General features: G+C 60.3%; 21 protein-coding genes. 2 read left to right on the top strand and 19 right to left on the bottom strand.

The window, feature by feature from the left end:
- Nucleotides 1–229: 229 nt before the first annotated feature.
- The 14 genes from ubiM to NKJ67_RS19375 all read right to left on the bottom strand — a co-directional run bounded on the left by ubiM (nt 230) and on the right by NKJ67_RS19375 (nt 12,158).
- Nucleotides 230–1,411: a 5-demethoxyubiquinol-8 5-hydroxylase UbiM gene (gene ubiM, locus NKJ67_RS19310; protein WP_023766616.1), complete on the bottom strand. Its 1,182-nt coding sequence runs from the start codon at nt 1,409–1,411 to the stop codon at nt 230–232.
- 418 nt (nt 1,412–1,829) lie between these two features.
- Nucleotides 1,830–1,946 carry a cbb3-type cytochrome oxidase assembly protein CcoS gene (gene ccoS / locus NKJ67_RS19315; protein WP_084025756.1) on the bottom strand — a complete coding sequence of 39 codons (117 nt, stop codon included), beginning with the start codon at nt 1,944–1,946 and terminating at the stop codon, nt 1,830–1,832.
- Nucleotides 1,947–2,115: 169 nt separating this feature from the next.
- Entirely contained in the window at nt 2,116–2,274 is a 159-nt protein-coding gene (locus NKJ67_RS19320; protein WP_245273072.1) for a BON domain-containing protein, read from the bottom strand.
- A gap of 69 nt (nt 2,275–2,343) precedes the next feature.
- Nucleotides 2,344–2,511 carry a CBS domain-containing protein gene (locus tag NKJ67_RS19325; RefSeq protein WP_348625571.1) on the bottom strand — a complete coding sequence of 56 codons (168 nt, stop codon included), beginning with the start codon at nt 2,509–2,511 and terminating at the stop codon, nt 2,344–2,346.
- Nucleotides 2,511–2,714: a CBS domain-containing protein gene (locus tag NKJ67_RS19330; protein ID WP_352555406.1), complete on the bottom strand. Its 204-nt coding sequence runs from the start codon at nt 2,712–2,714 to the stop codon at nt 2,511–2,513. Before NKJ67_RS19330 ends, NKJ67_RS19325 begins: the two co-directional genes overlap by 1 nt.
- 138 nt (nt 2,715–2,852) lie before the next feature.
- Nucleotides 2,853–3,023 carry a cbb3-type cytochrome oxidase assembly protein CcoS gene (gene ccoS, locus NKJ67_RS19335; protein ID WP_023762793.1) on the bottom strand — a complete coding sequence of 57 codons (171 nt, stop codon included), beginning with the start codon at nt 3,021–3,023 and terminating at the stop codon, nt 2,853–2,855.
- On the bottom strand, nt 3,020–5,308 hold the full coding sequence (locus NKJ67_RS19340) for a heavy metal translocating P-type ATPase (protein ID WP_352582437.1): 2,289 nt from the start codon (nt 5,306–5,308) through the stop codon (nt 3,020–3,022). The genes ccoS (NKJ67_RS19335) and NKJ67_RS19340 overlap by 4 nt, the downstream gene beginning before the upstream one ends.
- A complete protein-coding gene (locus tag NKJ67_RS19345) occupies nt 5,305–5,802 on the bottom strand; it encodes a FixH family protein (RefSeq protein WP_352582439.1) in 498 nt (165 codons plus the stop codon). Before NKJ67_RS19345 ends, NKJ67_RS19340 begins: the two co-directional genes overlap by 4 nt.
- A complete protein-coding gene (ccoG, locus tag NKJ67_RS19350) occupies nt 5,799–7,358 on the bottom strand; it encodes a cytochrome c oxidase accessory protein CcoG (RefSeq protein WP_352582441.1) in 1,560 nt (519 codons plus the stop codon). Before ccoG ends, NKJ67_RS19345 begins: the two co-directional genes overlap by 4 nt.
- A gap of 129 nt (nt 7,359–7,487) precedes the next feature.
- Nucleotides 7,488–8,351 (bottom strand): cytochrome-c oxidase, cbb3-type subunit III, encoded by an 864-nt coding sequence (ccoP, locus tag NKJ67_RS19355; RefSeq protein ID WP_352555400.1) that lies wholly within the window; start codon nt 8,349–8,351, stop codon nt 7,488–7,490.
- 2 nt (nt 8,352–8,353) lie between these two features.
- Nucleotides 8,354–8,503, bottom strand: coding sequence for a cbb3-type cytochrome c oxidase subunit 3 (locus tag NKJ67_RS19360; RefSeq protein ID WP_352555398.1), 150 nt, complete (start codon nt 8,501–8,503; stop codon nt 8,354–8,356).
- 11 nt (nt 8,504–8,514) lie between these two features.
- Nucleotides 8,515–9,246 (bottom strand): cytochrome-c oxidase, cbb3-type subunit II, encoded by a 732-nt coding sequence (gene ccoO, locus NKJ67_RS19365; RefSeq protein ID WP_352582443.1) that lies wholly within the window; start codon nt 9,244–9,246, stop codon nt 8,515–8,517.
- 11 nt (nt 9,247–9,257) lie between these two features.
- A complete protein-coding gene (gene ccoN, locus NKJ67_RS19370; protein WP_352555394.1) occupies nt 9,258–10,868 on the bottom strand; it encodes a cytochrome-c oxidase, cbb3-type subunit I in 1,611 nt (536 codons plus the stop codon).
- A gap of 543 nt (nt 10,869–11,411) precedes the next feature.
- Nucleotides 11,412–12,158 carry a Crp/Fnr family transcriptional regulator gene (locus tag NKJ67_RS19375; RefSeq protein ID WP_023766606.1) on the bottom strand — a complete coding sequence of 249 codons (747 nt, stop codon included), beginning with the start codon at nt 12,156–12,158 and terminating at the stop codon, nt 11,412–11,414.
- Between the two features lie 154 nt (nt 12,159–12,312).
- On the opposite strand from NKJ67_RS19375, the gene hemN reads away from it, so the two are divergent.
- Nucleotides 12,313–13,662 (top strand): oxygen-independent coproporphyrinogen III oxidase, encoded by a 1,350-nt coding sequence (hemN, locus tag NKJ67_RS19380; protein WP_352582445.1) that lies wholly within the window; start codon nt 12,313–12,315, stop codon nt 13,660–13,662.
- A 335-nt stretch (nt 13,663–13,997) separates the two neighbouring features.
- Here hemN and queE read toward each other — a convergent pair whose 3' ends face one another.
- The 3 genes from queE to queC are packed head-to-tail and all read right to left on the bottom strand — an operon-like array spanning nt 13,998 to nt 15,783.
- Nucleotides 13,998–14,732, bottom strand: coding sequence for a 7-carboxy-7-deazaguanine synthase QueE (gene queE, locus NKJ67_RS19385; protein ID WP_023735817.1), 735 nt, complete (start codon nt 14,730–14,732; stop codon nt 13,998–14,000).
- On the bottom strand, nt 14,729–15,085 hold the full coding sequence (gene queD / locus NKJ67_RS19390) for a 6-carboxytetrahydropterin synthase QueD (RefSeq protein WP_023735818.1): 357 nt from the start codon (nt 15,083–15,085) through the stop codon (nt 14,729–14,731). The genes queE and queD overlap by 4 nt, the downstream gene beginning before the upstream one ends.
- Entirely contained in the window at nt 15,085–15,783 is a 699-nt protein-coding gene (gene queC, locus NKJ67_RS19395; RefSeq protein ID WP_023766604.1) for a 7-cyano-7-deazaguanine synthase QueC, read from the bottom strand. Before queC ends, queD begins: the two co-directional genes overlap by 1 nt.
- A 403-nt stretch (nt 15,784–16,186) precedes the next feature.
- Here queC and NKJ67_RS19400 point away from each other — a divergent pair, with 403 nt between their 5' ends.
- Nucleotides 16,187–16,576: a hypothetical protein gene (locus tag NKJ67_RS19400; protein WP_023735820.1), complete on the top strand. Its 390-nt coding sequence runs from the start codon at nt 16,187–16,189 to the stop codon at nt 16,574–16,576.
- 928 nt (nt 16,577–17,504) lie between these two features.
- On the opposite strand, the gene NKJ67_RS19405 is transcribed toward NKJ67_RS19400, so the two are convergent.
- Together NKJ67_RS19405 and glmS are read right to left on the bottom strand one after the other, a co-directional pair.
- On the bottom strand, nt 17,505–17,759 hold the full coding sequence (locus tag NKJ67_RS19405) for a helix-turn-helix domain-containing protein (protein ID WP_023735822.1): 255 nt from the start codon (nt 17,757–17,759) through the stop codon (nt 17,505–17,507).
- A gap of 520 nt (nt 17,760–18,279) precedes the next feature.
- Entirely contained in the window at nt 18,280–20,100 is a 1,821-nt protein-coding gene (gene glmS / locus NKJ67_RS19410; protein ID WP_023766603.1) for a glutamine--fructose-6-phosphate transaminase (isomerizing), read from the bottom strand.
- Nucleotides 20,101–20,322: the final 222 nt, after the last annotated feature.

Here is a 20,322-nt window from a genome sequence, read left to right on the forward strand (position 1 = left end):
CGGGTTAACTACCCAGCGAGGGTAACCAGTGCGCTCACCATGCTGCGGGTCACACCTTTGGCTTAGCATTGCCGAATCATCAAGGCTTCGCCCGCGCGCGTGCCTTGATCCGAATCATGCCATGATCGGCAACGTCACCAGGAAGCAGCCGTGCCCGCGACGACGCGCGCCAGCAAGACAAGGAAGCCTCGCCGAGACAGCGTTCCAGAGCGGCAGCGCTCTGTGCGATTCACCGCCTGAGCATGGCCGAAATGCCATGGCGGACAAAGGGAAGATGTTGGGCAAAGCGGAGCGCAGCATGTCTTGCAAGCCGTGCCGCCGGGTGCTCGCTTGAGTAGAGACCGACAAGCATGTTGGTGGCATGATAGAGCGGCCCCGCCGACAGCCGCAGCCGGCTTTCGTATCTGCCGAGCATGTCGGGATCGGCAATGTCGCGGCGGGCGCGACATGCTGTCAGTATTTTATGAGCGAGTTGCTTCTGGCCGCTGAGGCCGATGTTAAAGCCATGCGCGGTCACCGGGTGCATGCCGATGGCAGCATCGCCGATCAGTGCCGCACTCGGAGCCGAGAACTTGTGCGCCCAGGTCGTGACCAGCGGATAGGCATGGCGGGTGCTTGCCAGGGTCATCTGCCCGAGGCGTCCTCGACACCTGTTCATCAATTCCATGCGGAACAATTCGTCATCGAGAGCAGACAGTCTGTCGGCCTCGCTTGAGCGCAAAGTCAGAAGCAGCGACGACACGCCTTCCATGAGCGGCAACATCGCTATGGTCTGATGGTGGTCGAACCATTCGACCGCGATCTGGTGATGGACGCGCTCGTGCCTCACTCGGCAAATCAGCATGGAGTGGCCAAGCGGATGGATGTTGGCGCCAATGCCGAGCAGGTCGCGCATCGGGGACAAACGCGAATCCGCTGCTACGAGCAGCCGAGCGGCCAATTGCCTGCCATCAGAAAGCGTTATGACCGCCTCGTCTTCGCTATTTGTTGCATTGACGACCGAGTTGCCGCACAGGAGCCGGGCATGATCCTGGAAGTGGACAATTTTGAACAGGGCATCGCGGATCCGACAATTTGGGACCAGAAATCCGAGTGGTTCCCCAGATCCGCTGGGAGCATCGAAGCTCAGGGCGAAAGGGCTGGATCCGTTGAGCACGCGCGCGCCATGAAGCGGTGATTTGTCCGATGCGGGGATGGCATCCCAGGCGCCGAGCTCGCGAAGGATTCTCACTGATGCGTGGGTCAGCGCGATCTCGCGACCGTCGAAAGCCGGATTCGCCAGGCTGTCGAGCGACTGCCGTTCAACCACTGCCACCTTGAGTCGGCTCCAGGCGAGCGATGCTGCGAAGGCAAGTCCGACCGGCCCAGCTCCGACGACAATGATGTCGAATTTGTCGACATAGCCGGCCATCAGCGTGCCGCCATAGCGGCTATCTTCGATACGAAGCGCTCTTGAAGCATCGCAATCACCCACGGTTTGCCGCTCATCTCCCCAACTCGATAGACATGCGTTCTCCGTTGGAAGCCTGGTCAATGAAACCATGCCGATGAAGAGATAACGCTGATCTGAATCAACCAGGCTCGACAAACCCGGCAGCGGCGGGTTCACGGTCGAGTGGTCGATTGCCGTGAAAACGTCTGCATGTCTGGGCATTCTGAATGGTCGGCTTCCCAATCGCGTGCCCCTCCTGGCCAAAGGTTCGGCAACGCATTGTGGCTGATCCGTTCTTCGCACGCGCGCCGATATCGTCATGACGCGGGCAATCGCCAGCAAAGATTCGGTCGACTGACGACCAGCATCCGCACAGTCGTTGGCGCCGCCAACCGGTTCAGCCTCGCGGCTCTTCCCGATCGATAAGGACCCGCTCGGCGGAGCCGTCGAGATCTTCGTATTGGCCGCTCTTCAAGATCCACAGGAAGCCCCGGTCCAAGCCCCACCAAAACAGGCAGCGGCCATCGCATTTCCGTCAGGACGGGCGTCTTGCTGCCGACAGCGTGCTCTCCGACCATAACGCGCTAGACGCCGAAGGAACTCGCCGACGGCCTCATGTCCAAATGATGTGGGAAGGGAGCAAACCAAAGGGACTCTGCTTGGCGTCCCCGCTTTTTTCGCAGCTATGAAACCATCACTGAGAACGGATCCGTACTGAGGAGGAGGCGGTCCTTGACTTGCCCGACGCCGGCAACCTTCTCAGCCGCAACGATCGCTGCCTTCCGCTGACGCTCGTCGACAATCGCCCCCTTCAGTTCGACAAGGCCGTCGCTGACCCTCACATCGATCAAGTCCCACCGCTCCAGGTTTGTGGCTGCAGTTCGGCAAGGATAGCCTTGCGGATCAGTTCGTCATCGGGTGGCGTGGTTCCCTGTTTCGGCATGGCGGATCAGGACAAGCAGCAAATCAGTTCGCGTGATGATGCCGACGACCCTTTCCCGATCGACAATCGGGACATTGTTGATGCGGTGTTGCATCATGAGGTCGACAGGAGGCGCCGAGATGAGGTGTGTGGTCATCACCTGATGGATGATCCGTCCATTCGAGCGCACACATAGTCATTGGCGGTTGTGCCCGGGCCAAGATCAAGCTCCAGCCATCGCGGACGCACACGCTGGGTTCCGAGTTCCTCTCGGCGCAAGAAGTCGCTTTTGCTTACAATGCCAACCAAGGTGCCGTCGCTGGTCGTTACCGGCAGGCAGCTGACTTTGCTTGAAAGCATGACCGCTTAGGCGATCGTCGCGTTCGCATGCGTCGTGATGACTGGCTTTGTCATTAAGGATTCGGCTTGCATCCTCACCCTCCTGATCTTTCGTCGGACGACGATAGGACATCCCGACCCGCGGCGCGTTGATCTGAGTCACTTGGAACGAGTGGCATTCTCCGCGCCGTCGTCGCTGTCGATGAGAATGCGCTCCGCCGCGCCATCGAGATCCTCGTACTGGCCGCTTCTCAACGCCCAAAGGAAGCCGGACAGGCCGAGTGCGCCAAGGAATAGCGCTACGGGGATGAGGTAGACGAGCGTCGTCATGACGATTGAGCCATGGCGCCGGCGCGCGCGGGCCTGTCTTGCCGCGCAATTGCGGACGACGCACCCGTTGCGAAGCCTTGCAGACGCATGGCATTTCCAACCACGAGCAATGACGAGGCTGACATGGCAATCGCGGCGATAAGAGGCGTGACATGCCCCAGTATGGCGATCGGCACGGCGATGGCATTGTAGACGATCGCGATCACGATGTTCTGGCGAATCAGGCTTCCCGCCTTGCGCGAGACATCCAGCGCGAGAGGCACTGCCAGAAGGCTTTCGCGCAGGAATACGAAATCGGCCGCGTTGCGGCCAATGTCGGCGGCGGTGGCAGGAGCGATCGAGACATGCGCAGCGCTCAGCGCAGGCGTGTCGTTGAGACCGTCGCCAACCATCAGAACCCTGTGTCCGTCTTTCGCCGCCGTCTCAATGCGTTCGACCTTGCCGGACGGCAGCAGGCACGGAATAAAATTGTCGATACCCAGCATTTTTGCAACTTCGCCGCAGGCGCCCGCGGTATCGCCCGACAGCATTTCCACCGACACCCCAGCATGGGTCAATTGCCCGATCGCCGCCCTGGCGTCGGCGCGCAGCGCGTCCTCAAAATCGAAGGTCGCGACAATGAACCCGTCTTTTGTCAGCACCGTTCCGCCATAGCCATGTCTGCCTTCGCCGCCGGTCCGGGCCTTCCATCCAGCCCATCCGCGCCGGCCCAGCCGCCAGGTGCTACCTGTCGCTGTGGCTTCGATCCCGAAACCCGGGTGCTCGGTGACGGCATCGAATTTGTGCTGCCCGCCAAGGCGGGCAAAACCGGCTATGGCCTTCGAAAACGGGTGACGCGAGTGCGCAGCCATGTCTCCCGCGATTGCCAGCATGGCCGGATCAATCGAGTCCGCATTGACCAGCCGGGGCTGGCCGAGGGTGAGCGTTCCGGTCTTGTCGAACACCGCTCTATCAATCGTCGCCAGGCGCTCCATGGCCGAACCGTCCTTGACCATGATGCCGTTCTCGAACAGGCGCCGCGCCGCGACCACCTGGACGATCGGTACGGCGAGGCCGAGCGCGCACGGGCATGTGATGATCAGAACGGCAATGGCGATGGTTATCGCCCGGTGCCAGTCACCGGTCGCCGCCATCCAGCCAAGGAACGTCGCGAAGGCTGTGAGATGAACCACCGGGGCATAGAGCGCTGAAACACGATCGGCGATCCGGCGATAATGCGCGCGGCCGCCCTCTGCGGACTCCATCAGCCGAACCATTTCCGCCAGAAACGAATCTTTCGCGGCGGCGGTCGCCTCGATCGTCAGCGGGCCGGTTAGGTTGAGGACACCGGCCTGCACGGCTTCGCCTGCCGCTACGTTTCGAGGCGTGCTCTCGCCGGAAACCAACGAGCAGTCCAGATCCGAGGCCCCTTGAATGATCTTGCCGTCGACGGGGATTCTCTCGCCGGCAGCGATCAACAGCAGCATGCCAAGTTCGATCTCGCCAACCGGCAGATAGTCGCGTGCACCATCGCCGCGCAGCACCAGGGCGCCACGTGCGGCCAACTGGGACAGGCCTTTCACGGCGGTCCGGGCACGTTCGCGCATGACGTGATCCAACGTGCGGCCGATCAGGAGGAAGAACAGCAGCGACACCGATGCGTCGAAATAGGCGTGGTCGCCATGGGTGATCGTCTCATAGAGGCTCATGGCGTATGCCAGCGACACCCCGACCGCGATCGGCACGTCCATGTTCATGCGACCGTGGCGCAACGCATTCCAGGCCGAGCGGAAGAAGATGCCGCCGGCGAAGGCTAGTGCAGGGATGGCGATAAGCGCCGAGACCCAGTGGAACAGGTCGCGGGTAGCGCCTTCAGCACCGGACCAGACAGAGACCGAAAGCAGCATGATGTTGCCCGCCGCAAAGCCGGCGACAGCAACGGCGCGGATCAGCTCCGAAAGCGTCTTGTCCTTGTTGTCGACCTCGGGGTCGAACAGATGCGCCTCGTACCCCAGCCGTCCCAGCGCGGCGACGAATGGTGGTACCTGGTTTCCACGCCAGCGGACCGCGACCCGCTTCGTCGACAGGTTGACACGAGCGCTCTCCACTTGATCGAGCTTTCCCAGTGCTGTCTCGATCGCCTGGATGCAGGCCGCGCAATGAACCGTGGGGACCGAAAGATCGGTCTGGCGGAGATCATCGCCAAGCGATCGGCTCGCCAGCCTGATCTCCTGGCTGGACGGCAGGACCGATCCGGCGTTGACCAGATCAAGCGCCATTTCGGCGCCCGGTGCACAACAACTCATTGCAGCGCTCCATTGGAAATCATGATCCTGCGGACGTCGCGATACGGTTTATCCAGGCCGGCATCGGCGTCGACTTCGACGATCCAGACACCATCCTTCGGCAAATGCTGGGCGGCGAATTCCTGACCCGAGGCGAGGACGAGCTTGATGGATTCATCCTCTTTTTCGTATGCGGGATGGCGAAACAGCACCTTGACGCCGTGCAAGGGAACCGGCTTGCCGGCGGCGTCGGTGAGGCCGTAGCGGACTTCGCCCCATGCAATGGTCAGCTTGCCGGTCCAGCCAAGGGCTGCCTGCGCGCGCCCCTCCTCGGCCTGCTTGTTGAATTGCTGGCTCGCCACATAGGTGTTTTCGACGACAAGGCCGGTCCAACTTGTGTTGGCGAGCGTGGCCATGGTCAGATTGACCGCGATGACCACACCGAAGAAGGCAAGGATGGTGAACAGCATGTGCCTGCCGGTGAATTCGCGGGTTTTTTGTGTTCTGGCGCTCATCTGGCAGTCTCCGGCGCGTTGAAGGTGGCGGTGTATTCGTCCGACTCGAAGCTCGCCTTGTCCTCGACACGGAACGTGAAGGTCTGCGCTGTGTCCTGGATTTGACCCGCTGGCTGGCGCACGAAGACCTTCAGCATTTTCAGGCGGTCGGGTTCGACCGGAATGGCGACAGAACGGCCTGCCGGGATGTCGTCGCCGACGACGCTCATCTCGGCGCCCTGCAAGCCCTGCATAGTGACAACAATGGTCCGCGGTTCGGGAATCATGTTGAGCAGCTTGACGGTGTAGCCGTTGCGGATCGAGCCGTCGGAGAGCGTGACGAATTGCGGATTGCGGTCGTGCAGCACGTTGACTTCGAGCCGATCGCGCGTCAGCAGCGAATAGAGCAGGCCGAGACCGATCAGCGACCACAAACCCATGTAGACATAAGTGCGTGGCCGGAAGATCTTGCTGACATGGAAATGCGCCACCTTGTCGGAGAACAGGCCACCAGCAGTCCTGACCAGCGACGGGTTGACTGAACTGGAGCCGCCCGCGGTCGCCAGCATCATGTTGGCGTTGTAATCGGAGAGCGTCGCGTAGGAAATCAGCCCACGCTCCCTGCCGAGCTTGTCCATGACGCCGTCGCAGGCGTCGATGCAGAGCGCGCAGGTGATGCATTCGAGCTGCTGGCCGTCGCGAATGTCGATCCCCATCGGGCAGACCGCGACACAGGCATTGCAGTCGACGCAGTCGCCGACGGACTGCCCTGCAGCTTGCACCTTCTTCGCATGACGCGAACGCGGTTCGCCGCGCCAGTCATTGTAGGTGACGGTGAGCGAACTTTCGTCGAGCATCGCTGCCTGGATGCGCGGCCATGGGCACATATAGGTGCAGACCTGCTCGCGCATCAGCCCGCCGAACGTGTAGGTCGTTGCCGTCAGCACGGCGACGGTGATGTAGGCGACGGGGGCTGCCGTGCCGGTGAAGAGTTCGCCAAGCAGGCTGGGCGCGTCACCGAAATAAAAGATCCACGCGCCGCCCGTCAGCGCGCCTATGATCAGCCAGATGGCGTGTTTCGACACCCGCAGCACGAGTTTGCGGCTGGTCCAGGGACCGGCGTCGAGCTTGATGCGCGCATTGCGGTCACCCTCGATGGCCCGCTCGACGACCAGGAACAGATCGACCCATACGGTCTGCGGGCACGTATAGCCGCACCAGGCACGGCCAACAGTCGACGTGATCAGGAAAAGACCGACGCCGGCCATGACCAGAAGGCCTGCCACATAATAGAATTCCTGCGGCCATATCTCGATGAAGAAGAAGTAGAAACGCCGGTTGGCGACATCGAGCAGCACGGCCTGGTCCGGCGCAAACGGGCCACGGTCCCAGCGCAGCCACGGGGTCAGATAGTAGATGCCGAGCGTGACCGCCATCACCAGCCATTTGAACTGGCGAAAGCTGCCCGAGGCCCGCTTCGGGAAGATCTTCTTGCGCGCAGCGTACATTGGCTGACGCACCTTGGCGGAGTTGGCCGGCGTGGGTTCGATCCTTTCTATTTGCGTGTTATCAAGCACGAGAAGCTCCAGTCACCAGCGACGATTTCGCCGGAAACCGACTCATCGGTTCTGGATGATGCCGAGGCCCGGCTTGCGCCGGGCCTCGTCGCTTGGCGGGAGGGGGAGGACGAGAATAGGCTTCTGCTCCTATTCTCCGCCGCCAAGCGAATGGATGTAGACCGACAGTTCCTTGACCTTGGTCTCGCCGAGGCGCGCGCCCCAGGCCGGCATCACGCCCTGTTTCGGCGCGGTGACCTGGGCGGTGATGGCCGCTTCGCCTGACCCGTAGAGCCAGATGGCGTCGGTCAGATCTGGAGCGCCGAGTTCCTTGTTGCCTTTTGCATTGTCGCCGTGACAGGCCACGCAATTTTCGGCAAAGACCTTGGCGCCGGGCGCGACCAACGATTGATCGCCGACAGTGCCGGACAGGCTGGCAACGTAGGTGCTGACCTGTTTGATCTGATCGGCGGTGATGATGTCGCCAAAGGCCGGCATTTCCGACAGGCGCGTAGCCGGGTCGGAGGCGAAGCGGATGCCATGAGCGATCGTCTGCTGGATCTGGTCCACCTCGCCGCCCCACAGCCAGTCGTCGTCATTTAGGTTCGGAAAGCCCTTGGACCCCTGGGCGCCGGAACCGTGGCACTGCACGCAATTGACCTTGAACGCGGCGGCGCCGGCAGCGACGGCGAATTCGCGCAGCGTGTCATCCGCAGCAATCTCCGAAACACTTTTCGACTCTATTGCGGCGACATATTTGCCCTTTGCCGCTTCGGCCGCGGACAACTCGTTCTTGACTTCGTTGCGGCTGGAATAGCCAAGTACGCCCTTTGTCGCGGAGTGCAACAGCGGCCATGCCGGGTAGGCAATTGTGTAACCGATCGCCCAGACGATGGTGATGTAGAAGGTGATGACCCACCAGTGCGGGAGCGGGTTGTTGAGCTCGCGAATGCCGTCCCACTCATGACCGGTCGTCGAGATGCCGGAAACCTCGTCAATGTGATCGCTGCTCATGATCAGTCCTCCTTCAGAGGAATTTGAGCTGCTTCGCCGGCTTGCCCGCGGCTGCCGGGACGAAGTGCAAAGGCAACGGATCCGATGAAGAAAAGAGCCATGGCAAGCAGGCCCCAGCTGTCGGCAAACTCCCGCATGAAATTGTACGTCATCGCCATTGTCCTCAGCGGTAGCCCGCGGTCTCATCGTAGTTCTTGAAATCGACAAGCGTGCCGAGCATCTGGAGATAGGAAACCAGGGCGTCCATTTCGGTGACTTGCTGCGGATCACCGTCGAAATCGCCGATCTTGGCCTTGGGGTAGCGGGCCTCGAGGCCGGATGTGTCGGCGTTGGGATCAGCCTGCGTCATCAAATCGGCATTGGCGTTAACGACCATGTCGTCGGAGTAGGGGACGCCGACGCGCCTGTTGGCAACCAGATGCGTCGAGAAATCCTTCACCGCGATCGGCCTATCCTTCAGAAAGCCATAGCTCGGCATGATGGATTCCGGCACCACGGAACGAGGGTCCGTGAGGTGCTCGACATGCCAAAGATTGGAGTAGCGATCGCCAACCCGAGCGAGGTCCGGTCCGGTGCGCTTCGATCCCCACTGGAAGGGATGATCATACATCGACTCGGCCGCCAGGCTGTAATGGCCGTAGCGCTCAACCTCGTCGCGGAACGGCCTGATCATCTGGCTATGGCAGAGATAGCATCCCTCACGCACATAGATGTTGCGCCCGACCAGTTCGAGCGGCGAGTAGGGCCGCATGCCTTCGACCTTCTCGATCGTGTTGTCGAGATAGAACAGCGGCGCGATCTCGACGATGCCGCCGATTGTCACGACCAGCAGCGACCCGAGGAGAAGAAGTGTAGCGTTCTTCTCGATGACCGCGTGTCTGTTCATCAACCTCATTTGCTGTCTCATCATCGCGCAAGCTGGAGGGCGGGAACGGAGCCGGGCATCGGATCCTCCTCGCGCCGGTAGCCAAGGATGGTCATGGCGATGTTCCAGGCCATGATCAGGGCGCCGGAAAGGTACATGGCTCCGCCGATGGCGCGCATCACATAGTAGGGGTGCATGGCGGCGACGGTTTCGGCGAAGGAATAGACGAGGAAGCCCTGCTCGTCGTATTCGCGCCACATCAGGCCCTGCATGATGCCCGATACCCACATCACCGACGCGTAGACAACGATGCCGAGCGTCGCCAGCCAGAAGTGCCAGGTCACGAGCCTGAGTGAATAGAGCCGTTCACGATTCCACAGCTTCGGCACCATGAAGTAGATTGCGCCGAACGAGATCATGCCAACCCAGCCGAGCGCGCCGGAATGGACGTGGCCAATGGTCCAGTCGGTGTAGTGCGACAGCGAGTTGACCGTCTTGATCGACATCATCGGACCCTCGAAGGTGGACATGCCGTAGAAGGCGATGGCCATCACCATCATGCGGATGATCGGATCGGTGCGGAGCTTGTCCCAGGCGCCCGACAGCGTCATCAGGCCATTGATCATGCCGCCCCATGACGGCATCCACAGCATGATCGAGAACACCATGCCGAGCGTCTGCGCCCAATCGGGCAAGGCGGTGTAGTGCAAATGATGGGGTCCAGCCCAGATGTAGAGAAAGATGATTGCCCAGAAATGGACGATCGACAGCCGGTAGGAATAGACCGGCCGGTTCGCCTGCTTGGGTACGAAATAATACATCATGCCGAGAAAGCCGGCGGTCAGAAAGAAACCCACGGCGTTGTGGCCATACCACCATTGCGTCAGAGCGTCCTGGACCCCGGAGAAAGCCGAATAGCTCTTCGAGCCCAGGAAGGAGGCGGGCATGGAGAGGTTGTTGACCACATGCAGCATCGCGATGGTGACGATGAAGGACAGGTAGAACCAGTTAGCGACGTAGATGTGGGGTTCCTTGCGCTTCAGGATCGTGCCGAGGAACAGGATGAGATAGGCGACCCAGACAATGGTCAGCCAGATGTCCACATACCATTCGGGCTCGGCGTATTCGCGGCTCTCGGTGATGCCGAGCAGGTAGCCAGTCGCTGCCATGACGATGAAGAGCTGGTAGCCCCAGAACACGAACCAGCCGAGATCGCCGCCGAACAGCCGGGCGCGGCAGGTGCGTTGCACGACATAGAGAGACGTGCAAAGCAGCGCGTTGCCGCCGAAGGCGAAGACGACTCCCGACGTATGCAGTGGCCGCAAACGGCCAAAGTTGAACCATGGCTGGATGTTGAGATCGGGATAGGCAAGCTGCAGCGCGATGACCACGCCGACAAGCATGCCGATGACACCCCAGAACATGGTGGCGATGGCGCCATAGCGGATTGGCCCGTCCATGTAAGCGGACGGGTCGATCGGCGCGGCAGGCTTGAACTCAGTGTTGCGCAACAGGATCGCAGTGAAGCCAGCCAAGGCGAAGAACAAGACCCACATATGCTGGCGAAAGGGTTCATCCATCCCAGCGCCAGCGGCCACCAAAGCCGCGAATGCGAACAGGCTTAGAAGCACGATTTCTTTGCCGAATTTCATCGCAAGCCCCGATTTCCAATTCCGGCGGATGCCAAACCGCGGTGCCTTATTGCGCAGCCGTCGCCTGCTCGCCCTGATCCATGTCAGAGCCGCACCATTTTGCTTCGAGCAGCATCGAGTTCGTTGCGATCAGACTGTGTCGAATGTGGAAGTGCAGCACCGGCCGACGGTTTATGGACAGGCCCGGCGTCCCCAGTCGGGGCCCGGGTAGGAGGCGACCGCGGGCGTGTGGGGAAGCGCACCTTGACGCTGGTAAGCAGGCCGATGCCTTACCGAACGTCGATCGTTTCAATGCCTTGGAACAGCCAGCGCCAGCGTTGCGCTGCCTTCGCGACATTTATAGTTTGGACGGCGATTTTCGCCTGCGTATGAGGCATATTGACTTCGGCCAAGTGTGGATGCTTCGCCGACGAGCCCAAACGCAACTGGCGTATACGATCGGAATTAGAACGGGCTGTCGCTACGCGATGTCTTCTGAGCCCAACGCGAGCATGCCCTGCCCCGAATGAAGTAAGTGGCGTGGGCCATGCAGCTTCGTGTCATTCAAACGGCTATTGCGCCTCGGCCGCCGCAGCGCCGTTCCAGCCGGCTCATGCTGTCCACGGTGACGCGGCGGTTGTTCTCGATCCGAATCACGCCGTCCATTCTCAGGCTGGTCAGCTGACGGCTCACGGTCTCGTTAGTGATTCCAAGGAAATCAGAGATGTCGGCACGCGTCATCGGCAGCTCGAAGCACGCCGACCTAGCCGCCGGGTCAACATTGGAGTCGATGTTCCGGGCAATCATGAGGAGAAAGCTCGCCACCTTCTCTGGTGCGGTCTTGCGCCCCAGAGTCACCATCCATTCGCGGGCCTCGTCGAGTTCGTTCAGCGCCTGCTTGAGCAGGCGATGCACAAATTCGGGTGACTGCTTCATCATCCGTTCGATGGCCGCTCTCGGAAACGAGCATAGCGAGACAGCTGTTGCCGCTTCCGCATTGATCGCACTTTTCATCTTGAAGGGCCGTCCCAGAAAATCCGGCGCGAACTGGAGACCGACGATCTGCTGGCGGCCGTCCGAAAGGCTCTTCGTGAGCTTCACCACGCCTGAAAGCACGTTTGAATAACAGTCGACCGCCTCGGCGTCGCCGATCAGTTCGACCCCCGGCTCGATATTGTGCCGCGACGACGTCTTGGCGAGCTGAGCCAAATCGTCTGGCTCGAGCGCGCCACAGACACCGCGGCGCCGTGCCTCGCAAGGCAAGCAAAGAACGGGAATGCCGGAACTGTGAATATCCTGCCGTAATGTCATTCGATCGCTCTACCGGTCCAGTGCGGGCAGGATAGCAATCCACGGTAGAAAAATCCTTGCGGCAGTTTGTCCGTGCTGAAGGTTGATCGAAATCAGGGCTTAGGCTCATCCAAGCATCCACAGTTCGGGCGACGCAAACACGGTGGACCACGACATGCGACAAAAGCTAGCTGCCAGACTTGGCGAGAACGTCCCGCGCTATACCAGTTATCCGACTGCGCCCCATTTCCATGCGGGCGTCGATGCCGTCGTTTACCGAGGCTGGTTGGAGGCGCTCGAAGGTGGTGACGAGATATCGCTTTACCTGCATATTCCCTATTGCGACAGGCTCTGCTGGTTCTGCGCGTGCAATACCAAACAGACCCGCCACTACGAGCCGGTGGCCGCTTATCTGCGCTCGCTGTATGCGGAGATCGCCACGGTTGGCGGCCTTGTTACCGGCAAGGGCCGAGTTCGCGCGGTTCATTTCGGCGGCGGTTCCCCGACGATGCTGGAACCTGAGGATATTGTGGCGCTGGGAAGCGTCCTGCGCAACAGCTTCGCCTTTCTTCCCGGCGCCAAGATCAGCGTTGAAATCGAACCCAATGATATGGACGATGCCCGCCTCGATGCGCTTGCCGAAATCGGCACGACCCGTGCGAGCCTCGGCGTCCAGGACTTCGATCCGAAGGTTCAGAAGGCAATCAACCGCGAGCAGAGCTTTTTGCAGACCAAAGCGGTAGTCGACGGTGTTCGTTCGCGCGGCGTCGAATCGGTCAATCTAGACCTGCTCTACGGCTTGCCGCACCAGACGAGGGAGAGCGTCTCCTCCACCGTCGCGCAGGCGCTGACCTTGGAACCCGACAGGATAGCGCTTTTTGGCTACGCCCATGTGCCGTGGTTCAAGAAACATCAGACCATGATAGACGAGGCATGGCTGCCCGGTCCCGCGGAGAGATTTGCTCAATTGCAACTGGCGGCGCGGGCGATCGTGGACCAGGGGTACGAAGCAATCGGCCTCGACCATTTCGCCAAACCCGGCGATGCCCTGGCCCTTGCCGCCCGCGCCGGAACACTGCACCGGAACTTTCAGGGTTACACCGACGATTGCTGCGAAACCTTGATTGGGCTAGGCCCATCGTCCATCAGCCAGTTTCGGCAGGGCTATGCGCAGAATATGCCTTCGACCAGCGAATATCGATGCACGGTTGATGACGGCGGGCTGGCCGCTGTTCGGGGTATCGCACTTTCCAACGACGACCGCGTTCGCGGCTGGATCATCGAACGTTTGATGTGCGACTTCGCCTTCTCGGCCATCGATCTGGTGGAACGCTTCGGCGAGGCCGGCCAGAGGCTCCTCCTTCAGTCAAGTTCCATGGCCCTCCACGATCCGGTTCGATTGCTTGAACTTGATGGCGACAGATTCGTTGTGCCGGCTGAAAGTCGCCCTTTCGTCCGAAGCATCGCGGCCAGGTTCGACAAATATTTCGAAACTGGAACGGCCAGGCACTCGGCGGCAGTCTGAGCACCGCAGAGGAACGGTCATGGCTCTCACTCGATCGTGAACCGATTGCGATCGTTTTCCACTGTTGACCGGCGACCGTCGGCCGAGACGGTTCGAAGCGGACCAGACGCGTCTTGGCATAGCGACGATATCGCCCGCTCATGCCCTGCCTGTCAGATCATGGTTGTCGGCGACAGCTCCCTTCGACCTTGCAAGGAGAATGCAAGGTGCCGTGCAAGCGGCTGACAACACTTGGGCCGGTGGCAGAAGTCCGCAAGCACCCCGGCAGCGCGGTCAACGTTGAACCACCCGTTCAGCCGAATATGCCGGTGCAGTTCCGGTGGAAAGGGCCTGGCCTAGACGGCTCTCTTGTTACCCCAGAGCATAACGTGCAGCTGCGGTAGCACGCGGGCTTCGAACCATTTGTCGCGGGTCACGCTGTCAACCAGCCACTCCATGCGCTTCAATATTCCGTCAAGGTCGACGGGCGCGTCATCATTTGCCGGGTGTGGCGGCGTGTGATTGCCGGGTTGCAGATAGATCGGAAGTTGCGGAAATTGCGCAGCGGCGTCTTTCGCGTAGGCGTAGTCCCTTTCGTCGAAAACAATGAGCTTGAGCACGATTTGGGGCTTGCCTTGTGCCGCCTGGAGGCACGCCTCGACAGCGGCCCAATCTGTCGTCATTTGGCTTGACGGCGGCTTTGGGCTGAGGATCAGCACGTCAAGGTGCGCAAACCAGTCCCTGGCAAGCGAACCTTGGGTTTCCAGCGCAAAACGGTAACCGTCACCATGGCCTCGGTCGATGAGCGCGCCGAGCGGCTGGATGGCCGGATTGCCGCCTGACAGTGACACCATAAGCGGGCGGCCACCGGAAAGCGCAAGCACATTTTTCCACACCGCGCCGACGGACATCATCTCCCATTCATGGCGGAATTGATTGTCCACAGCATGCAGGCTGTCGCACCAGGAACAGCGAAAGTCACACCCGCCGGTTCTGACGAAGATCGTCGGCAAACCTATGAGCACGCCCTCGCCCTGGATCGTCGGCCCGAAAATCTCGCTAACGCGGATTGCGGGATGCGTATTGGTCATGGCCGGTATTCCGCCCAGGTTTTCGGCGTTTCGCTCACCCGCACGGCCGCGGTTTCGCTCAGGCGTGCCTTGCACCAGTCGTAGAAATGTCTGGCCAGATATTCCGCCGTGACTTGCTCGTGTCCCAGCACGTCGTTGAGATGTCGGTGGTCGAAGCTCTCGTCGATGTAGCGTTTGAATGGCGCCAAATCGTGGTAGTCGCGCACGAAGCCGTGATCGTCCAGTCCATTCGCTGAAAGCTCCACTTCGACGATGTAGTTATGTCCGTGCAGGCGCGCGCATTGGTGATCGGGTGGCAATGAGGTGAGCTGATGCGAGGCTGAGAAGTGGAATTCCTTGGTGATGCGGAACATTACGCGGTGGTCCTTCGCAGCGCTCCGAGCCAGAAGTCGGAGTCCTCGTACTCGGTTGGGTCCGGGTGCCCAGCGATGTGAAACGCCTCACGCCGCTCGACGCAGGTCCCGCACCTCCCGCAATGACGCTCGGCGCCCTTGTAACAGGACCAGGTCTGCGCAAACGGCGTGCCGTATGTGGCTCCATCCCTAACAATGTCCGCCTTCGTCAGGTTCACATAGGGTGCATAAAGGCGAATCTGCGCGTAGCCGTCGAGCGCGTGGTCCTGCATCATCTGGAAAGCATCGATGAAGGCCGGACGGCAATCGGGATAGACAATATGATCCCCACCATGCACGGCCGTCGCCACCGCGTCAGCGTCTTGCGCTGCGGCGAGGCCGAAGGCAATGGCCAACATGATGGCGTTCCGGTTGGGCACCACCGTTACCTTCATCGTATCTTCGGCATAGTGCCCATCGGGCACGTCCACATTGTCGGTCAGCGCGGAGCCGGAAAGGCCGCCGCCGATCTCGTGGATGTCGATGATTCGCTGCGGGACGCCCAGGCGCTCCGCGCAAAGGGTGGCGAAGCCCAATTCCTTCCTATGCCGTTGGCCGTAATCGAACGATAGCAGGCCGGTAAGCTGGTGCTCCGCTGCCACCTTGTGAGCAAGAGTAACGGAATCCAATCCGCCGGAGCAGACGACGAGAGTCTTCATCGTTGGGTCCTTGTTTTAACCGGGTAGGCTGCGACCGGAGATTTCTCTGCGCTCCAGTACTTCAGGAAAACCATTTTGTGAAGTGAACGGAGACCAGTTTCGTGCGCTTGCGTGCGGTGCGCAAAACGCCCTCGCGGTGAGCTGGAAGGACACGGACTGGTGAGACGTCACGCTTCAGCGGAATGCTCAAGCGAACGCTGCTCGCGGACAAAGTTCTCGACGAGCAGAGCCTGGCGGTTCCGAGCGCCGAGGGACGCCACTGCAACGGTTGCAGGGTACAAGGAGCCCGGATGGCTTGCCGCAAAGATGACCGGCAAACCCTGAATAACCGGTGATGAGCCGACATCTGTGAACAAGCGGTGTGGTCGATTGCAATCACCCATGTCTTGCGCACAGGTACCTTATGTCAGTGGATGAACTGAACTTGATGGTTTTACAGATGGCAGTCGAAAGCGTCCGCTCGCTCTCGTTGAGCTTCGCTGAAAAAGCCGCCGAGATAGCCACCAGGAGCCGCGGCATCCTGCTTTTCGACGTGCGGATCGACGGTGACGCGCAGGTCCAGCGGGTCGCTGCCATCCGATATCACGGCGGCCAATTCGGCGTGCTGGCGTTGGATGTACACGGCCTAGTTACCCACTATTGCATCGTTAACGGTATGTTCTCACATTACATTGCGTCCTTGGAGAGCTGGCACAGGATGCCCCTGTCGATGCAGGCCAAGATGGATGCCAACGGCAATGCCCGTCTCTTCGTAGCCGCGTTGCGGGATGCCGGACATATGCTGGGCACCTAGCATTGGGCGAGAATGCATCTGTGAATTTTGCATGTGCGTCACTGCGATGGCGCCGGCATGATCGTCATGCTCCAAAACGGCTGCGGCCCCCCGCGAAGCGGTCGCCGCGATGATGGTGATCAACGGCGTTGCATCGATGCGAGCGTTTAGACAGAGGTCTCCTCCTGGCATCGAGCGCATGCAAGGAGCTACGCAAGCGCAACTGCATCAAGTATTTTGAAGGGACGACCTCGTGCATGGAGCTTGCGCTGCATACGGGCGGCGCGAGCCGCGTTGCCATCCAGCAGAGAGGGTGCTTGCGGTACTCTCAATGACCCGAGATCGCAAATGGACGTGGGTAAGCACCAGAACTGGCAACACCCATGGTGGTCCGCTGGACTCGCTGGAGGAAGCACAAGGTGTCGGCGGGCAGAGCGCAGCGAGTGCCTACCTCGATCTTTCTAGAAGCGCGCCGGCAGCCTGGGCGGGGGGGCTTGGGGTTAGACTGCCGGCGCACGCCACTCACGAAGAGCGGCCCCTTTTCGTGGTTCGAACACCCATAGTCAACCCGGAAACGTCAGGATGCCCGCCATGTTATTTTCAGAGCGGCGCGATGCCGGCCATGTTGGCCGATTCAGCCTAGGAGTAGCCACTCTCGTAGGCCGAGTTGATGCTCAAGCGCCAGCATCGCCTCGCCGAACTACCAAGAGTTCGCCGTTACAATCCTTCGTCGCGAGCCGATGCCCTCGTGCACGTTTCGTAGCACTCCGGGCGGCTACATCGCCTTGTTGTTCGCGAGCCCATGTGAAGGGTTCCTGCATCGGAAAGTTGACGAGATTCTCTTGGCGGTACTGCGCCAGAGGCATCCCAACGGAATCAGCGTCTACAATCAGCCGCAAGCTTCACATCACAAGAGCGGTAGTCCACCCATTGCGGATCATCCGACTGATCAGGCGGCGTCCGAAATGTGCGACTCTGCCTCAAGGATTCCCACAGGTATGGAAAGCGATCTCGCTATCCGATCCCGATATCCCTTGTTGTACCTCAGACCTCGCTCGATGTTTTGAATTTCCTCAGCGGCAAGCCCGCTCGCGACCGTCAGGTCCTCGATCGAATACCCAAGGTGCTCACGATAAGCGCGGACGATGTGGGTCCCCTGCGACATAGCCGTCAAGACTGGTTCGGGAATGCGCGAATCGTTCATAAACATCTCCAAGAACATGGGAGCTCCCTCGGGAGATACCCCCCCGGCGGCGCAGACCAAGCAAATCAAAAAATGGACGTCCATTCAGCCGGACCGGCTTCATCCATGGAATGGGCCGCCTGAATTAGGAGCTGGATCGGAATATGGCGGCTCACCTCCTTCTAATCAAGAAAGCCAACGGCGAGAATTATTCGCGAAGGATCGCAGGTCGGATGCGCTACAGCCGATCAGGCCATCTCAGGAGGGGGCCCTGGAACTCTGAACACCAACTCGAACTCCCGGTACGGACACTGCTTCCTTCGGCCAATCTCCACCGGCGGGGGAGCGAAAGACCCACTCTTGAAAGCCCCCGGCTGCGTGCTGACGTCGGCTCTAGGAAGCTCGATCGCCCTGTGCCCCGATCGACCGGCCGAAAAAAGGGATTCCAAATTCCAGCAAACACTGGTCATCTGGTTTTCATCCGGATCCAGACAAAGGGTAGCTTTCCATCGAGAGCTTCGCCATCTGTACAGGTTCACAATCATTCGACCGTGACCGATTTTGCGAGATTGCGCGGCTGGTCTACATCTGTCCCCATGAAGAGCGCCGTGTGGTAGGCAAGAAGCTGTATCGGCAGCGAGAAGATCATTGGCGCGATAATCTCGTCGACTACCGGCAGCACGAGCGTGTGCATGGTGTCGAGTTTCGATGCGGCTGCCCCATTTTTATCGGTGATGAGGATAATCCGCCCTCCACGGGCAGCCACTTCCTGCATGTTGGAGACGGTCTTGTCGAAAAAGCGGTCATGGGGCGCGATGACGATCACCGGCATGTTCTCGTCTATCAATGCGATTGGCCCGTGCTTCAATTCACCCGCTGCATAGCCTTCGGCATGGATGTAGGAAATCTCCTTGAGCTTCAGCGCTCCTTCCATCGCTAGCGGGAAACTGGTGCCACGGCCGAGATACAGGACGTCACGATACTTTGACAGTTCGCGCGACAAGAACTCGATCTCCGGCTGGATGCTGTTGAGTACCTGGCCCATGACGCGCGGCAATTCGGCGAGGCTCCTGACGAGCGCCTGCAGCTCGCCTTCGGGGACGGTCCCGCGGGCTCTGGCGGCGCTGATGGCGAGTGCGGCTAGAACGGCAAGCTGGCAGGTAAAAGCCTTGGTAGAGGCGACGCCGATCTCCGGTCCGGCAAGGATCGGGAAGACCGTATCGGCCTCCCGAGCGATGGTCGATTCGCAGGCATTGACGATAGCGCCAATTTTCAGCCCACGCTCCTTGCAGTACCTCAACGATGCAAGCGTATCGGCGGTTTCGCCGGATTGCGAAATGAAAAGAGCCGCGGACTGCGGCGGCAAAGGGATCTCGCGGTAACGGAATTCAGACGCAACGTCGATTTCAACCGTCAGGCGCGCATAGCGCTCGAACCAGTATTTTCCGATCAGTCCGGCGAGATAGGCGGTCCCGCAGGCAGAGATCGCCAAGCTCGGAACCTTGGCGAAATCGATGCCAGGAACCATGTCGCGACCCTCTATGATTTTGATGTAATGACGAAGAGCATGGGCGATGACCTCGGGCTGCTCGTATATTTCCTTCTCCATGAAGTGGCGATGGCTGCCCTTGTTGGCCAGATCGGCCGCGGCCGTGGAGATATGGCACGGACGCTCGACGGGATGGCCGTCGATATCGAAGATATGGGCGCCCGAATTGCCGACAATGGCCCAGTCGCCGTCCATGAGATAGGTAATTTCATTGGTGAAGGGCGCAAGAGCGATCGCGTCGGAGCCCAGGAACATCTCGCCGTCGCCGTGACCGATCGCCAGCGGTGGTCCGTTGCGCGCCGCCGTGATGGTCGACGGTTCATCTTCGAAGAGGATGGCAAGCGCATAGGCGCCCCTGACGCGTTTCAGCATGGCACGCGTGGCCTCTTGCGGCCTCATGCCCTCGCGGCGGTATCTTGCCAAGAGATGCCCAACGACCTCGGTGTCAGTGTCGGTCTGGAACTCGGCGCCATCCGCCGCCAATTCCTCCTTCAGCTCGGTGAAATTCTCGATGATGCCGTTATGGACGACGGCGACACCGTCGGTAAAGTGCGGGTGCGCATTGCGTTCCGTCGAGGCCCCGTGGGTTGCCCAACGCGTGTGGCCGATGCCGACTTTGCCGCTCAGCGGCTCTTCCTTCAGTCGCCTCTCGAGATTGACGAGCTTGCCCTCGGCGCGCCGGCGGTGCAAGGCACCGTCGATGATCGTCGCAACGCCGGCGGAATCATAGCCGCGATATTCCAAACCCTTCAACGCGCCGATCAACCGATCCGACACCGGCTGTTGCCCAACGATGCCAACAATCCCGCACATGTTCGTCTCCGCATTTTTGCGGGCAGCATCAGCCCACGCGAGACGGATACCCATCCGGCCGCTTTAAGTGGCGGCCTTGTAGTAGTATTCCATGATATTGGTACAATTGATTGTAGTGATCACTACCATCCGCCCCATGGATAGGTCGGCTGCTGTGGGGACCTAAAGTTCTATTCGCGCCTGACGCTCTTATGACAATCGCAGACTCACCCGCGGCAGGAT

The sequence above is a fragment of the Mesorhizobium sp. M0088 genome (genome assembly GCF_040322895.1).
Taxonomy (GTDB): Bacteria; Pseudomonadota; Alphaproteobacteria; order Rhizobiales; family Rhizobiaceae; genus Mesorhizobium.